The 15,683-nt window shown below is 60.8% G+C and carries 12 protein-coding genes; 5 read left to right on the forward strand and 7 right to left on the reverse strand.

What is annotated here, in order from left to right; all coding sequences use genetic code 11:
* Positions 1–5: 5 nt before the first annotated feature.
* The gene (locus FHS64_RS06330) at positions 6–2,810 is read left to right on the forward strand and encodes a M14 family metallopeptidase (RefSeq protein ID WP_167176930.1); all 2,805 of its coding nucleotides are present in this window, start codon (positions 6–8) and stop codon (positions 2,808–2,810) included.
* A 146-nt stretch (positions 2,811–2,956) separates the two neighbouring features.
* Positions 2,957–4,177 carry an acetyl-CoA acetyltransferase gene (locus tag FHS64_RS06335; protein ID WP_167176932.1) on the forward strand — a complete coding sequence of 407 codons (1,221 nt, stop codon included), beginning with the start codon at positions 2,957–2,959 and terminating at the stop codon, positions 4,175–4,177.
* Positions 4,178–4,253: 76 nt separating this feature from the next.
* Here FHS64_RS06335 and FHS64_RS06340 read toward each other — a convergent pair whose 3' ends face one another.
* Positions 4,254–5,729, reverse strand: a complete 1,476-nt coding sequence (locus tag FHS64_RS06340) for a carotenoid oxygenase family protein (protein ID WP_167176934.1) — start codon at positions 5,727–5,729, stop codon at positions 4,254–4,256.
* 54 nt (positions 5,730–5,783) lie between these two features.
* Entirely contained in the window at positions 5,784–6,737 is a 954-nt protein-coding gene (locus tag FHS64_RS06345) for a winged helix-turn-helix transcriptional regulator (protein ID WP_167176936.1), read from the reverse strand.
* A 166-nt stretch (positions 6,738–6,903) separates the two neighbouring features.
* Here FHS64_RS06345 and FHS64_RS06350 point away from each other — a divergent pair, with 166 nt between their 5' ends.
* Complete coding sequence (locus FHS64_RS06350; protein ID WP_167176938.1) at positions 6,904–8,559, forward strand: c-type cytochrome; 1,656 nt, start codon at positions 6,904–6,906, stop codon at positions 8,557–8,559.
* 55 nt (positions 8,560–8,614) lie between these two features.
* On the opposite strand, the gene FHS64_RS06355 is transcribed toward FHS64_RS06350, so the two are convergent.
* Genes FHS64_RS06355 through FHS64_RS06375 form a run of 5 tightly spaced genes read right to left on the reverse strand, consistent with a single transcriptional unit; the run spans position 8,615 to position 13,923 of the window.
* The gene (locus tag FHS64_RS06355; RefSeq protein ID WP_167176940.1) at positions 8,615–9,814 is read right to left on the reverse strand and encodes a nitroreductase family protein; all 1,200 of its coding nucleotides are present in this window, start codon (positions 9,812–9,814) and stop codon (positions 8,615–8,617) included.
* Entirely contained in the window at positions 9,811–10,923 is a 1,113-nt protein-coding gene (locus FHS64_RS06360; protein ID WP_167176942.1) for a GNAT family N-acetyltransferase, read from the reverse strand. The genes FHS64_RS06355 and FHS64_RS06360 overlap by 4 nt, the downstream gene beginning before the upstream one ends.
* Positions 10,923–12,119, reverse strand: a complete 1,197-nt coding sequence (locus FHS64_RS06365) for a hypothetical protein (RefSeq protein ID WP_167176944.1) — start codon at positions 12,117–12,119, stop codon at positions 10,923–10,925. Before FHS64_RS06365 ends, FHS64_RS06360 begins: the two co-directional genes overlap by 1 nt.
* Positions 12,119–12,994, reverse strand: a complete 876-nt coding sequence (locus FHS64_RS06370) for a HesA/MoeB/ThiF family protein (RefSeq protein ID WP_167176946.1) — start codon at positions 12,992–12,994, stop codon at positions 12,119–12,121. Before FHS64_RS06370 ends, FHS64_RS06365 begins: the two co-directional genes overlap by 1 nt.
* On the reverse strand, positions 12,991–13,923 hold the full coding sequence (locus FHS64_RS06375) for a hypothetical protein (RefSeq protein ID WP_167176948.1): 933 nt from the start codon (positions 13,921–13,923) through the stop codon (positions 12,991–12,993). Before FHS64_RS06375 ends, FHS64_RS06370 begins: the two co-directional genes overlap by 4 nt.
* Before the next feature lie 409 nt (positions 13,924–14,332).
* Between FHS64_RS06375 and FHS64_RS06380 the strand changes: the two genes are divergently transcribed.
* The gene (locus FHS64_RS06380) at positions 14,333–14,875 is read left to right on the forward strand and encodes a hypothetical protein (RefSeq protein WP_167176950.1); all 543 of its coding nucleotides are present in this window, start codon (positions 14,333–14,335) and stop codon (positions 14,873–14,875) included.
* Positions 14,876–14,933: 58 nt separating this feature from the next.
* Positions 14,934–15,677: a fimbrial biogenesis chaperone gene (locus FHS64_RS06385; RefSeq protein ID WP_167176952.1), complete on the forward strand. Its 744-nt coding sequence runs from the start codon at positions 14,934–14,936 to the stop codon at positions 15,675–15,677.
* The last annotated feature ends 6 nt before the right edge of the window (positions 15,678–15,683 follow it).

Below are 15,683 nucleotides of genomic sequence, written 5' to 3' on the forward strand. Positions count from 1 at the left end.
TGATTATGCGTTCATCGGTTCGTGCGACCGCACTTTCGGCGGTTCTTCTGGCTACGACTTTTCTGACGGCTCCGGCTGTTGTGGCCCAAACGGCTGAGGCCGTTGCGGCGGCTGTGCCGTCGGATGTCATTACACCGGCGGTGGCGGGAGTAACGGCGCCAAAGGACTTCTTCGCGCAGGAACCGGGCACGGACTATTATCTGGCCAATTATGACCAGTACGAAGCCTATCTGAAGCGCCTGTCCGAACAGTCGGACCGCATCAAGCTGGAAAGCTTTGGCACGACCGAGGAAGGCCGCACCCAGTGGATGGGGATCGTGTCTTCTCCGGCCAATCTGGCCAATCTCGAGCGCTATCAGGAGATCGCCCGCAAACTGGCCAAGGCCGAGGGCGTATCCGAAGACGAAGCCCGCCAACTGGCCGCCGAGGGCAAGGCCGTGGTGTGGATCGATGCCGGACTGCATGCCACCGAAACCGTAACGCCTCAGGCGCAGGTCCATGTGCTTTATCGTCTGCTGACAGGGCAGGATACCGAGACGCTGCGGACGCTGGACGACACCATCCTGATCTTCGGCCATGTGAACCCTGACGGGCATCAGTTGGTGGCCGACTGGTATATGCGTAATCCGGACCCGCAGGCGCGGTCGTTCCGCGATATTCCGCGCCTGTACCAGAAATATACTGGCCACGATAACAACCGCGACTCCTTCATGGTGACGCAGGCCGAGACGCGAAACGCCAACCGTATCCACTATCGCGAATGGTTCCCGCAGATCGTCTTCAACCAGCACCAGACCGGCCCGCGCGGCATGGTGGTGTTCATTCCGCCGTTCCGCGACCCGTTCAACTATAATTTCGACCCGCTGGTGATGACCACCACGACCGAGGTCGGCACCATCATGCACAGCCGCCTGATCTCGGAAGGCAAGGCCGGTTCGGGCATGGATTCAGCGGCCAACTATTCGACCTGGCACAATGGCATGTACCGCTCGACGCCGTACTTCCATAACGCCGTGGGCATCCTGACCGAGATCATCGGCGGGCCGGTGCCGGAACAGATCCCGCTGCTGCCGGATGTGCAACTGGCCAGCAATGACAAGCCCATGCCGATCGCGCCGCGTCTGTGGCACTTGCGCGATAGCGTTGAGTACCAGTGGACCATGAACCGCGCGGTCATCGACTATGCCTCGCGCAACAAGGAACGTCTGCTGTTCAATATCTGGCGCATGGGGATGAACGGCATCGAGCGTGGCCAGCGCGATAGCTGGCGCATGACGCCGACCATGGTGGATTCCATGAAGGCAGCGGCGACCGAAACCACGCGCGGTGCGGTGGATGCGTCGCTGTTGGATACGGTGGTGCGTACTGCCGAGAACCGCGAGCCGCGCGCCTTTGTGATCCGCCCTGACGACCAGCGCGATCTTCCGGCCTCGGTGGCCTTCCTGAACACGCTGATCCGCAACGGTGTGGACGTCGAGGTGGCCGACAAGCCGTTTACCGCCGATGGTGTCCGCTATCCGGCAGGGTCCTATATTGTCCGCACGGCGCAGGCCTATCGCCCGCATGTGATGGATATGTTCACGAAGCAGGACCACCCCCACAACACCGAATACCCCGGTGGTCCGCCCAAGCTGCCCTATGACATGGCGGGCTATACACTGGCCCTGCAGATGGGGGTCAATTTCGACGCCATCACGGGTGATTTTGCCGCGACGGGCGTGCGCGCCGAGGATGATCTGGTGGCACCCGCTGGCCGCGTGATCGGTTCGGGGCGTGCGGGTTATGTGATCGGCCACGAGGCCAATAACAGCTTCATCCTGACCAACCGTCTGCTGGCGGCGGGTATCAAGCCGGAATGGATCGGCCAGTCGGTGCGGGCGGGATCGGAAACCTTGCAGGCGGGGGCTATCTGGGTGCCTGCCTCGGCCGAGGCCACACGCATTGTGCGCGAGGCCGTCGGCCCGCTGGGCATTGATGCCCATGCCGTGTCGCGCCGTCCCGTTGGCGAGGCGCTGGCGCTCAAGCCTGTCCGTATCGGTCTGGTGGATCGTTATGGCGGGGTGATGTCGTCGGGCTGGACCCGTTGGCTGCTGGAGCAATACGAGTTCCCGTTCGAGGTGGTCTATCCGCAGGCGCTGGATCAGGGCGATCTGAACGCCAAGTATGACGTGCTGGTCTTCACCGATGGCACTACGCCTGCGCTGAACGCAGCGGGCTATCGCCGTACCTCGGGCGGCGGACAGCCGAGCGCGGACAGCATTCCTGCGGAATACCGTGACTGGCTGGGGGATATCAGCGCCGATGTGACCGTGCCGCGTCTGAAGGCCTTTGCCGAGGCGGGTGGCACGGTGCTGACCATCGGCAATGCCAACCGTCTGGCCAGCCTGTTGGGTGCACCGATCGAGCCGGCTCTGGTCAAGACCGAGAATGGTCAGGTGACGACCCTGACAACCAGCGAGTTCTTCCTGCCAGGGTCGATCCTGACGGCGGCGGTCGAGCCGTCGAACCCGCTGGCCTATGGCATGGCCGCGTCCTCGGATGTGTTCTTCAGCAATGGCCAGACCTTCCGCCTGACAGGCGACAATGCCCGTTCGGTGGTGCGCTTCGATACCGACACGCCGCTGCGTAGTGGCTGGGCGCAGCATCAGGAAAGGCTGAAGGATACGAGCGCCGTCGTGGATATCGATATGGGCGAGGGCAAGCTGTTCGTTTATGGCGCAGAGGTGATCCAACGCGCACAGCCGCATGGAACATTCCGACTGTTCTTCAATGGCTTGTTGTACGGTCCTGCCAGTTCGTCACAAGAATAAACGCTTCAGGCAATACTACGAAACCGGTGAAAGGGGGCTGCAAACGCGGCCCCCTTTTTGGTCGCCGTCACCTTGCTGTGATTGATGCTTGCGTTATGAGACTGACTATCGCAGTCTGATCCCAACACAACAGGGAGACGTGTCCGGTGGTCTATGTTCTGGGCGGTTGGCAGAGTGATTTTGCACGTAACTGGGCGCGCGACGGCGTGGAAATCGCCGACGCCTTTGCCGATACACTGAACCACGGATTGCAAGCGACGGGCCTTGATCCGCACGAGATCGAGACCGGCCATGTCGGTAATTTCGTTGGCGAGTTGTTCTGTAATCAGGGCCTGTTGGGCGGTCTTTTTGCACAGACCCACAAGGGGTTTGACGGCATGCCGACCTCGCGCCACGAAGGCGCCTGTGCATCGGGATCGCTGGCTATCCTTGCCGCCATGGCCGAGATCGAGGCGGGGCGCTATGATACGGCCTGCGTGCTGGGCATCGAGATGATGCGAAATGTACCGGGCGAGATCGCAGCCCAGCATCTGGGGGCGGCGGCTTGGTCAGGCCACGAATTTACCGATGCCCGCTATCTGTGGCCGCGTGCATTTTCGGACATTGGCGAGGCCTATCAGGAGCGGTTCGGCCTGAAATACGAGCATCTGGGACGTATTGCCGAGATCAACTATGCCAATGGTCGCCGCAACCCCAATGCCCAGACCCGCAAATGGGAATTCACAGCCGAGAGCTTTATGGCAGACGAAGAGGCCAATCCGGTCATCGAGGGCCTGACCCGTCGTCAGGACTGCGGTCAGATCACGGATGGTTCGGCAGTGGTGTTCCTCGCCTCGGAGCGGGCGGCGGCTGACTATGCCAAGAAGTGCGGCCTAAAACTGGAAGACCTGCCGCGTATCAAGGGGTGGGGCCATACGGGGGCGGCGCTTTCGCTGAAAACCAAGCTTGACGCCTCGGCGGGCGGGGGCTGGGTGTTCCCGCATGTGAAGAAGGCGGGCGAGGATGCGCGCCGCCGCGCCGGCATTGCCGATGTGTGGGGGATTGATGCCGTGGAAACCCACGACTGCTTCACCACCACCGAATACATGGCCATCGAGCATCTGGGCCTGACAGGGGCAGGCGAGGCGTGGAAAGCCATCGAAGACGGCACTATCGATTTTGACGGCAAGCTGCCCTTCAACCCTTCGGGCGGTCTGATCGGTCTGGGCCATCCGGTCGGCGCAACGGGTGTTCGTATGGTGCTGGATGCAGCCCGTCAGGTCACCGGCAAGGCGGCAGACTATCAGGTTGAGGGTGCCAAAAACGTCCAGACCCTGAACATCGGGGGCTCGACCACCACCACGGTCAGCTTTGTCGTCGGCACATAAGGTTCTTTATACAACAGATTGAATTCAAACACTATCGATGCGGCTCGATCAACGAGGCTGTACGCGGCGGCGCCGATTACGCGGCCACCACTCCGTTCTTGATATAGGCCCGATCAGCCCAGCAGGCATGCGTGCCGCTGGAGATTTTGTGCGGCAAGGCAATGCGGCACACAGGGCCTTCTTCGAACTTCTTGCAGTCCACCAGAATGCATTCGGACGTGCCCGCATGCTCGTCGATGATGAAGCTGATCAGATAGCCGTCATCTTCGTCGGTGGCATTGATGCGCGGCACGAACGGGCTTTCGCTGGCATAGCGACCCTCGGGCAGGGTGACCGACCAGCTTTCGCCGGTTTCCAGATCGTGCTTCACAAAGCCGTTGAACAGGAACCAGCCCGGCTTGGTCGTGGTCGAGTAGCAATAGCGGTTCTTGCGGCCCGCATAGCGGTTATTGATGACGCCGAACTCCAGCACGCGGTCGTCCAGATGGCCCTCGGTCGTCTCGCCCGTCTTCAGGTTGAAACGCCAGCGGTGCAGTTTGGACTTGAAGCTGTGCTCGTCCAGATAGGCCATCATGCGGTCCATACCCTTGGGAGCATCGACCAGAGGCTCGGGCATCGGGACTTCCTGGAAATAGCCGTCCATGACGATCTCGTCGCCTTCCTCATAGGCATTGAGGAAGTGCAGTACATAGGTCGGGGCTGCCTCGAACCAGCGGATATCGGCCTCGGTGCCATAGCGCGGAATCACGGCAAAGCGTGACGGCAGGTCGTGCATGCGGGCGGCGTGATAACCCTTGGCCAGTAGGTCTGTATCCCAGAACAGCGGGAAGTCGTTCAGGATCGAATAGTTTTCGCTGAACGCCATGTCGTGCGGCAGGCGCGGACCGGATAGCGGCACAGGGGTGTAGTGGACCTGCTTGCCGTCCTTGTCGATCACGCCGTAATGCATATAGGGCGCGTGCTTGGAATAGTTGAAGAACAGCATCTCGCCGGTGCGTTCATCGGTCTTGGGGTGGGCCGATACACCATCCAGCGGAACCCACGGCGCGACGCCGATCTGTTCCATGGTTTCGGGGTCCAGCATGTAGGCTTCGCCACACTGGTAGAAGGTCGAGACGGCCTTGCCGTTGTGGATCACCACGTCGGTCGAGGAGGAATCCTTCAGGCCTTCATGCGCGCCAAAACCGGGGCGCTTGGATACACCCGGACCATCCTGAATGCCGCCCCACAGCGAACCTTCGGCGATCTGCTCGGCCACAAAGCCGCGCGTACGGATAAAGCGGTTACGATAGTCGGCCTTGCCGTCCTTGATATCGATCTGGTGCAGCATGCCGTCGCCATCAAACGGGTGATAGCGGCCCAGCGGCTGATGGAGGGGGTTTTCCGTGTTTCGCAGATAAACCCCGTCGATATCGGTGGGGATGGCCCCTTCGATCACGTCCAGATCAAGGGCCGTAACCTCTTCCCACTGCGGGGTCCATGCCCCCGTCATATACGGATGGTTGGTAGCGCCCAGTGACGTTTTAACAGGCTCAAGACGTTCGAGTTTCATCACAGCCCCATTGGTTGATGAGGCAGCGTAACCTTGTTAGTTTCGTTATACAAGTTACTGGGGCGTGGCGTGCAATCCGCTAAGGCTTTCGCGGCTGACGACTTTTTTGCAATGAGCGCAGACGATACGTGCGTGCAGGGGCTGACCACAGTTGTGCATCAGGATTTCCGGTGGCCCTTCAGGGCCGGAGAGCCATTTTTGTCCCCATTCGACAAGGGTGACGACCAGCGGAAAGAGGTCGAGCCCTTTTTGCGTCAGCCGGTATTCCATACGCACGGGCTGGGTCTGGTAGGGGCGCTGTTCAAAAACCCCTAAGGTCACAAGGCGGGCCAGACGTTCGGAAAGGATATTGGTCGCAATCCCCATTTTCTGCTGGAACTCGCCAAATCGGTGGCAGCCGTTAAAGGCCGCTGCGATTGTGTGCGCGACCCAGCGGTCGCCGAGAACCTCGATCGTGCGCTCGAGCTTGGCTTCGGTATTGTTGCGGACTTCGACGGTAGAGCGGCGTTGGGCGCGCGCCTTTGGGGCAGGGTCAAAGCCGGCCCCCGGACCGAGGAGGGCGTTAACATCGCGAGCCAGAACTTCGGTGTCGCAATGGCTGCATCGGCATTGCGGAACCAGCTGGTGGCCACAGTTATGCGTCAGGTTGTGGGCGCGTAGCTTGGGATCGTGATGCCACAATCCTTCCCAGCGCAAGATCATCAGCGCCGTGTTGAAAAGGTCTTCGCCGCGATCGGTCAGGCGGTATTCGTCGCGGGGCGGACGTTCAAGATAACGATGACGGGCCAAAACCCCGCCATTTTCCAGACGGCGAAGGCGCTCGGTCAGCAGGCTGCGGGCAATACCTATGCGTGACTGGAAGTCCTCGAAGCGGGTGACGCCGACAAAGGCCTGACTGCAGATCATCAAAGCCCAGCGATCCCCAAGCAGATTAAGAGCCCGACTGGCCGAACTGGCAGTGGTCTGTTTCAGATCGTCTTTTACGGGGGCCTTTGGTGTCACGCTCATTGGCGGACCCTCACGATGCGGATGGGCTGTGTCAATCGTCATATGTAACCGTACGGGCGCGTATGCTTGACGAGGCATGGCCTGACGCAGGGATTTATCCGATCCTTTGTAGGCAGAGGGCGACAGTGGCGGCTATGCTGGCCCTGTATTCAGGGAGCGGCCGGTTATGAAGCGTGTAATCTCGGGAACGGTGGCGTCGCTGGCCTTGCTGATGGTGGCAGGGTGTGCGGCGACGCAGGGCACATGGGATTTCTTTCGCGGGCATATCGGGGCTTCGTCCGATGTGCTGGCCGGTTGGACGCCGTCGGATGATGCGATGGAACGCGGGGCGATGCAGTTCGCGTTTGGCGACTATGGCGGCCTGAACTCCGACGCCATGGATACGGTGGCTGTGCCGTGGAAGCTGACGGCGGCGGCACTGGTGCTGCATCAATCACCTGACGACATTTCACCGGACGCGCTGAAACGGATTATGCGCGACTATGGCTTCTTCTATCCCGAGCGGATCGAGAACTGGCCGCAGGGCGCACCAACACCGCCCATGCCCGAAGTGGCGATGGGCCTGATACTGGGCACAGGCACGCGCTCGATCCCTCATATCGAGGTGCAGATTGCGGGCATTGGCTGTGCGGCCTGTCACTCGGCACCGGTGTATGATGCGCAGGGTAAACCCCAACCGGAGCGGATATGGATGGGGGCACCCAATCCGTCGCTGGACATGGATCGCTATACGCAGGGCATCTATGACGGCATGGCCTCGGGCATGCAGGACAAGGCGCGGCTGATGGCGGCGGTGCGGACCCTGTACCCGCAGATGACGGCCCGCGAGGAAAAGACGCTGCGGGACTTTGTCTTGCCGCGTGTGGAAGAGCGGCTGGCAGCGATTGCGGCAACGGGTGGCAGGCCGCTGCCCTATACCAATGGCCATGCGGGCGTTTCCAACGGTCTGGCGGCGCTGAAGCTCCAGCACGGACTGTTGGAGGGGGACGCCGGTGCCTATGAGCGCGAGCGGGGGCTGACCTCTATTCCGCACCTGTCGGACCGGATGTGGCGCAGCATGTTGCTGTGGGACGGTGTCTATGCGCCCGCCAATGCCAGCGAACGCCAGCGCGAAATGCGGGCCGAGGATTTGACCGAGGCGCACAAGGCGGACCTTGCGGCGATTGCGGCCTATTTCACTGTGCCGACCATGGCCATGACGGGCGAGGGCGCTGTGCGGGCTATTCCGACGGTGCGCGAGACGTTTGGCTTTGTGGGGACCGTGCGACCGCAAGCCTTCCCCGGTCAGGTGGATAGGGTGCGGGCAGAGCGCGGGGCGCGGCTGTTCGCCCAAAACTGTTCGACCTGTCACGGCACCTATCAGGAGACAGCGGCGGGGCCGCGTCTGAACAGCTTCCCCAACAAGCTGAGCAATGTCGGCACGGACCCTGTGCGGGCCGAACTGGCCGATGATGTTCTGGCCGCCAAGATCAATGCCAGCCCGATGCGCCGTTATATCCGTGCCGAGCATACGGGGCGTTATGCGCCGCCGCCTCTGACCGGCATCTGGCAGAGCGCGCCCTATCTGCATAATGGCTCGGTGCCGTCACTGGCGGCTCTGCTGGGGCTGGAGGAACGGCCACAGACCTTTAGCGTCGGCGGTCATGCGATGGATCTGGACAAGGTCGGCGTGGCCTATCCTGCGGGCTATCAGCCCTATAGCCGACCGTCACAGGTGGATACGCGACAGCGCGGCATGGGCAATGGCGGCCATACCCGCATGTTTGCCGATCTTGGCGACGAGGATAAGCGTGATCTGCTAGAGTATTTGAAGCGACTCTAGACGGGTGGCGAGGCGTGTCTGTGACGACAGGATGCGCTGATGTGTCTTTACGTCGTCACAGAGGCATAGCCATGAACGAGTTGACCGAACTTAACGAGTTCCCCGAACGCATTGAATATGCCGATCTGGACGATGAAGATTTGGTTGAGAGCATCGAGCAAATCCAGAACCTGATGCAGGCCAGTCGTAAGGGCGGTGACGACACTTTCGCCAATGGACTGCAAATCTCGGTCGACCGTATGGCCAAGGAACTGGCCGGTCGAAAAGAACGTAGCGCCGACTGAGGCACGATCAGTTCATCGACGGGCAGGCGGGCGGGTGGGGGCAGTTTTCCCGCGTCCACCATGCCTGCCCGCAGGACTGTGACCACACGCTGATTTGGGGGCAGGTTCAGGCGGCGGGCCATTTCGGACGCGGCGGTTTCATCATCGCCCAGAATGGTCAGGGGCGCGGCGACAAGGCCCAGTGCCGTCAGTTCCAGCCACAGGCGGTGCCAGTCGCGGCCTGTCTGAAACGGGGCAGTGTCGCGGTCCTGAACAAAGGCCACCAGCACGGCAGCAGAGTTGGTGACGGCGGCTTCTCCGGTCAGGGGAGCGGCCAGTTGCAGCCTGTCCAGTATCTCGAACATGGGCTGGCCCATGACAACGCCGGCAGCGACGGCTAGCGGAGCGGACATTTCCATCGCCCGCGCGTTCAGTCCGTCACGGCTCCAGTTCGGATCAGCCTTGGTCAGCCGCATCCATGACGTCAGTTCGCGACGATAGGGGCGGTTGCGGAAGAAACGCATGGTCGCCTGATTGGTCAGGCGGGCAATGTCCTTGATGGCGGCGTCATCGCCAATCAGGCGCACGCCTGGGTGCTGTGACAGGCTTTGCACGGCGTTGCGGGCGGCATCTTTTTGGCGGGTGTCAAACTTGCCGCGATAGGTGCGCCGTTTGGTCAGGAACGGGGTGAGGGGATCGGGCGCGCAGATGCCTTTTTCGACCAGTCTGGCGACCTCGCCGTTTTCGGCGGGGGCGGCAGTCAGTTGAATGCCGTGTGCGCTGGCGGCGATGATCATGCCTTCAAAGGCCGCGCCGTGGCTGGCGGCAGCATCGCGGCCGGTCGGATCGCCAACAGGCAGATGGCGATCGGGTGCAGCGATCAGGGCGATGGTGGCATCATCCACCAGACGCCAGCGGGTCGGCTGGATGTTGTGGACATTGGGCGACAGGCAGGCATCGGCCACCAGAGCGCGGAACAGGTCGGGTGTCATGCCAGCGCCTTTCGGAACAGGTAGGTTCGGTGCAGAACCTGCGCGTTCAGGCGTTTAAGCTGGGCAAGGCTGGCCCCGTTCACATCGGCGATCCATGTGCCGCCACAGGACTGGTATCCGCCTTTTTTAAGGGCACCGAGAACGCGGTGAAGCAGGGCGGCATTGACCCCCTTGCCCTGATGTTCTGGCATGACCGAATAGAGGATAATCACGGCGCGTTTGGGGGCAAACAGCCCGCGCAGCCAAGACCAGATCATCCGCAATCCGTATCGCGCACCGGCATGTTTCACGAACGGGTTAAGGTCTGGAATACAGATCACTACGCCTGCTGGTTCACCTTTATAATGCAGTATGGCCGACAGGTTCGGGTCCATCACCCACATCATTTCACCGGCCTGAAACTGGAACTCTTCGGCGGTCAGCGGCACGAACATCGGGTTGGTGTCGAACCCGCCATTCAGGCACAGGCGGCCTTCCTCCATGCGCTCCTTGAAGTCGCGACGGGTGATGGGGGCAAAGCTCCAGTCCGGTGAACCAAGGATGGCGCGGGCCCTGTCGGTCAGGGGCTGGTCGTCCGGCACGGTTTGCGGGTTGAACTGCCACGTCGCCATCGGAAACTCGCGGCCATAACCCAGCCGTTTCAGATGTACGGGTAGCCATTCTGGCGACCACACCATGTCCGTATAGGGGGCGTGTTCGAACCCTTCGGTGACAAGGCCGACCATCTGCATGGCGGTCAGGTTAAAGGGGCCCATGATCTCGGTATCGCCATGGCGTTTGGCGAAATCCTCGATGGCCGAAAATAGCAGGTCGATGGCCTCGGCATCATCGGCGGCATCGAAAAAGCCGAAACAGGTCCGCGACCAGCCGTAACGTTCGTTCGATTGCAGATGGCGATGGGCGGTGGCGCGGGCCACGGGCTTTCCATCGCGTTTGACGACGTAAAACTCCAGCGGGCTGCCTGCCTTCATCAGCGGGTTTTGCGCGGCATCCAGATACTTTCTCAGGTCCGAACGCATGGGCGACACATAGGGTGTCTCCTTGCCATAGGCGTGAAAAGGCGTGGCGAAGAAGGCGTCGAAATCGCCTTGAACCAGTTCGAGGGCCATCAGGCGGCTCCGGTGTTTTGGACGATCAGGGCGGCCATTTTCTGGAACAGGGCCATGGCACGCTCGTCTTCGTCGAGCATGGCCGATCCGCCAAGCGCGACAAGGCCGATCTGTAAGGGTTGATCGCCGATCAGAATGGCGTGGGTCGAGTTATGGCGCAGCAGAAGGTCGCGCAATTGTTCGCGCGCATCGGCCCGCTCATGCGCGCCCCACAGGCTGGACAGGTGCATGACGGCGCGGCCTTCAAAGGCTTGCGGCAGAAGGGCGGGATCATAGTCCTTCAGGTCATCGCCCTGAATGAGGATCAGGCCCTCCAGCGGCGTTACGCGGCTGGCATCATTGATGAAGTGGGGCAGGGTATCCGTGCGGGCATTAGCGAGCGCCTGATCGAACAGGCGGCGCTGCTGGTCATTACCGCCGGAGCGTAGGCGCAACAGCACCGATAGGGCCAACAGGGCCGCTAAAGTTACCACCAGAACCGAGGCGGCATCCAGCCATGTGTCGGGTCTGTGCAACCACAAAAGCGCGCCGCTCAGTATCAGGGCCGTGGCAAAGGCCAGCGACAATTCCTTGATGGTGTCCAGCCAGCCCTTGGGTGCGTTGGCCCCTGCGGCGGCGGCATAGGCCAGTCCCAACATGCCCAGCGCCGATAGGCCAAACGGTGAGCCAATGCCGAAATCGGTGACGGCCAACAGACCGGTGGCCAGCAGGGCGCGACCATAGGAGTTAAGGGTGGTGTTCTCCATCGGCGACAGGCTGTCACGACGGCGGAACACGATCAGGCCCAGCACCAGCAACAGCGCACAGGGCACATAGATGGCGAGGCTAAAAGCCTTGTCGATGCCACTGCCGGCCAGAAGCGCGGCGAATATGCCCAGCAGCGTGCCGCCACCGATGGTGATCTTGATCCACAAAGGTGCATGGCGGCGTAGTAGGATTTCGGCCAGCAACAGCGCGCTTAAAGGCAGGGCGCAGGCCAGTACCAGTGTCAGGGCGCCAAAGACCTCAAATCCTGTGGCCCGTACCAGAGCGCGAAACGCGTAGAACAGGCCCGACAGACCAAACACCAGCAACAGCACATTCTGCACGGTCGAGCGACGCGCACGCCGCCACAGCACCAGCGCAACCGCCAATGCGCCGATGGCACCAAAGCCATCGACCAGCATGCGTGTGGTGTCGGTCAGTGAAAGCTCCATTATCCGGCCAGCAGCTTTTGCATCAGACGGCGCACCACTATGCCCTTGAGCCAGCCGATTGGCGCGGGCAGCGGGCGTTCGCACTTGGCATCACGCGTATTGATGAACCAGCCGCGATAGTCGGTCTTGGTTTTGCGTCCCATCAGGATGGCCAGAGCCTCGCCCGCCATCAGGCATCCGGCGGTGGTGACCATGGGGGCGAAGCTCATGCGTTTGCGTTTGCCCGCAGCCATTTCGGCGGCGGCGGTCAGGTCGATATGGGTGTGGGACGACGAATGGGTCATCACCCATTCCAGCTCTTTCATGAAGCTGTCGGCGGCCTGTTCATCGGTGATCGACTTCCAGTCCACCCCCTTGATCGGATAGCCGAGGCGGTCTTCGGGGCGCGGGTCGTTCGGGCGCACCACAATCACCGACGGCAGGGGCGAGGCATAGGCGTCGATGACGGTTGCGCCGTGCTGTTTGGCCTTGCGGTACAGTTGCGCCGTGGCGGGGATGTCGTCACAGCCATTGATGATGACCGGATAGTCGCGCGCCAGTTCGTCGAGGCGTTCGGTCCATTCCGCGCCCAGAACCAAAAGGTCCAGATCGGGGTTGATGCGTTTCAGCCCCTCGGCAGTGACCTCGGCCTTCAGACGGTCCACGGTGTCGGTAAAGGCGAACAACTGGCGGTTCAGGTTGGACACCTCGAACGTATCCAGATCGGCAATGGCGATCTTGCCGACGCCTGCGCGGACCAGCATCTGCACCGCTACGCCACCCATACCGCCGACACCGGCCACAAAGACCGCGCCGCCTTTGAGGCGTGCCTGCTCGGCCTCGGAAATGAAGCCAATATTGCGGGTGGTCATTTCGGAATAGAAGTCTTGGGTCATGGTTTCTGCTTTGCGGGTCGCAGCACGCCCCAGGCGCGGTTCGGCGACAGCCAGTGGATTAGAGGCAGGAAGGTCATGCGCGCGCCCAGCAACAGCACCAGTCCGGTCAGGCCGATGGCGGTGGTGGGCGGGGCGACCTTGCGCAGGTATTGGCCCGCGGCGGCCATGTCGATGCGGCCGATCTGGATCAGGTCGTCGCCGCGTTCATAGTCCAGTTGCTGCTGGCAGAAGTCGTTGTACTTCTGTTTTCTGTGCGGAGCCGCCTGCGCGAAGGTTTTCTTCAGCGCGTCCGATCCGCCCGTATAGGCGTCGGTGATGACAAAGCGGGTTTCGTCAAATCCGGCCTCTGTCCCCACGCCAAATGCGGCGCGGTGGCGGGCCATGATCTGGCGGGCAAGGCTGAGGTGATCAAAGCTGCGGCGGGCATCGGGGCGAGGGGATGGAAACACATCCGAGAAGGTCTCGGCCACCATACCGGCCACGGCGGGGACCTGCGTGACATTGGAAATCCATAGTGGGCGCCCCTGACCCGTCAGGAACATCAGAACGCAGGTCAGGCCATAAAGGGTCGCCGACAGGCCGCGTCCGCGCACCGTCGGGTCCACCATGACCAAACCAAGATGCATCACCGTGGTCGGGCGGCTGGATAGCTCGACATCCAGAAGCGACAACACGTTAAAGGCGATGGGGCGACGCGGGCCGTTTTTCGTTTCGGCCTGATAGACAATGGTGATGACGCAGTTCTTCAACCGCTCGGCATCGCCGCCCAGAACGCCATATTCCAACTCGCTGTCATTCAGGGTCAGGCTGGCGATTGCGCGAAGGTCATCAACCAGTTTGCGCGTTTCGGTATCCGGCAGGTGTGCGCCCGGTCGCTCGACAATGCGCGTCCACAGGTCGCGCCCAGACCGCCATGTCAGATTGATCATAGAACTGTCAGGATTCTCCCCGAAACCGATAAATATTCAGTGGCCTCTCGCCGAGGGGCGGGTCAAGCGCAGACCTGCATTTTCGGGGTAAAAAGCCCGTCCATGAGCGCCTCCAGATGTACTCGCATTCGCCATATCATTGTATTTTAAGTGCAATATTTTCTTAACCAAACAGGGTGTTAGCGCGCCTGATGGTCGCTATTAACATTGATAGACCCCCAAAATAACCCGTTAACATACCGTTAACGGGTGACTTCTTTTGAAGTGAAAAGGACTTTTGTCATTTCGAGGGCGTCAGTGTGTTTTTGCTGCCGTGTTCCTTAGTCGTAAACAATAGTGGGTACGATTATTAACAAAAGTCCGAGCTTTGAAAATATAATACAGGTTCGGATACTGGGAGGAAATAGTTATGAAAGCAGTTGGTATTGTATCCGGTCTTGCGGTTCTCGCGGCACTTACAGCCGGTGGCGCTGCCCAGGCCGAAAATCTGTCCGTCAACACGACTGTCGCACCGTATTGCGGTATCCGTCTTGCAAACGTCTCCAGCGGCACCGCTTCGGTAGCTCATGAAGCCGAACAAATGGTCGCCAATCTGGAACTGGCCTGCAACACCGGCGGCACGGCCCAGTTGGTCGTCAACCCGCTGAACGGCGACTTCAAAAATGGCAACAACCTGATCAACTATGCCATGCGTTTTGACGCTGCTGACAATGCGTTCGACATCAACACCACCGATGCCTATCCCGGTGATGCTGAAGGTTCGGGCAAGTTTACCCGCAACAAAGTCGGCTATAGCCAATCTCTGGCTAATGGCAGTGCCGCACAGTTCTATCTGAACGTGAACGTGGCTGCACCTGGACCGGCACCGTTGGGTCAAACCTTCTATCCAGCCAATGCGGCTCCGGCTGGTACCTACAACGAGTCCTTCTCCTTCGAACTGTCGGCCATCTAAGGCCAAGCGGCGGTCGGGTTGTGCAGCCCGACCGCCTTTTCTTTCTGGGGTCAATTCCATGAAAAGAGCAGCTATTGTCGCATGCGCCGGTCTGGTGACCGCCGCCTGCCTCGTTGTGCCGTCCGTGGTGGATGCGCACGAAGTCCAGCCCATGATTGCCACGGTCGCGCCGTCAGGCTCGAACGCGAATTATCGGCTGATGATCCGTAATACGGATGCGATGCCCATTACGCTGGAAATCAATCCCTATCGCGTGACGATCACCGATGAAGGGACGGCGGTCCGGACCCCCGAGGATGCCGATGTCATTCTGTTTCCACCCCAGATCATTGTCCAGCCGGGCGGAGAGCAAGCGATCCAGATCCGCTATGTGGGCGATCCCTCGGTCACCGAAGGGCGGCTCTATGCGGTTGTGGTCAGCCAGTTGCCTGTCGATTTCACGACCCTGAACAATAGTGACAACACCCAGACACAGGTCAAAATCGGCTTTGATTTTGTCAGCCACATGGTGGTCCAGCCGCCTTCGGCCAAAGCCAATCTGGTCATCGGGCCGACGGTCCGTCAGGCCAATAATGATCTGGCATTCGATGTCAGCAATACGGGTGATGGCGTGGCATTGTTGCGGACAGCGGAATGGACGCTGGTGCCACAAAGCGGCGCACCTGTTGTGGTTGATGCAGAGAATGTCGCGTTCGGCGCATTCGGGGCCATTCTCCCCGGGGGCAAACGGAGCATGACAATTCCTGCGGCTCAGGCTGCGGCGATGACCGGTAATGTGACGGTCGCCATCCATTTGAAATGAACGGAT

This window comes from Brevundimonas terrae (assembly GCF_011761985.1).
Taxonomy (GTDB): domain Bacteria; phylum Pseudomonadota; class Alphaproteobacteria; order Caulobacterales; family Caulobacteraceae; genus Brevundimonas; species Brevundimonas terrae.

Coding starts and splice junctions, on each gene's coding strand:
- FHS64_RS06330 (WP_167176930.1), top strand. CDS start 6: ATGCGTTCATCGGTTCGTGCGACCGCACTTTCGGCGGTTCTTCTGGCT.
- FHS64_RS06345 (WP_167176936.1), bottom strand. CDS start 6,737: ATGAGCGTGACACCAAAGGCCCCCGTAAAAGACGATCTGAAACAGACC.
- FHS64_RS06380 (WP_167176950.1), top strand. CDS start 14,333: ATGAAAGCAGTTGGTATTGTATCCGGTCTTGCGGTTCTCGCGGCACTT.
- FHS64_RS06350 (WP_167176938.1), top strand. CDS start 6,904: ATGAAGCGTGTAATCTCGGGAACGGTGGCGTCGCTGGCCTTGCTGATG.
- FHS64_RS06365 (WP_167176944.1), bottom strand. CDS start 12,119: ATGGAGCTTTCACTGACCGACACCACACGCATGCTGGTCGATGGCTTT.
- FHS64_RS06340 (WP_167176934.1), bottom strand. CDS start 5,729: ATGAAACTCGAACGTCTTGAGCCTGTTAAAACGTCACTGGGCGCTACC.
- FHS64_RS06355 (WP_167176940.1), bottom strand. CDS start 9,814: ATGACACCCGACCTGTTCCGCGCTCTGGTGGCCGATGCCTGCCTGTCG.
- FHS64_RS06385 (WP_167176952.1), top strand. CDS start 14,934: ATGAAAAGAGCAGCTATTGTCGCATGCGCCGGTCTGGTGACCGCCGCC.
- FHS64_RS06360 (WP_167176942.1), bottom strand. CDS start 10,923: ATGGCCCTCGAACTGGTTCAAGGCGATTTCGACGCCTTCTTCGCCACG.
- FHS64_RS06370 (WP_167176946.1), bottom strand. CDS start 12,994: ATGACCCAAGACTTCTATTCCGAAATGACCACCCGCAATATTGGCTTC.
- FHS64_RS06375 (WP_167176948.1), bottom strand. CDS start 13,923: ATGATCAATCTGACATGGCGGTCTGGGCGCGACCTGTGGACGCGCATT.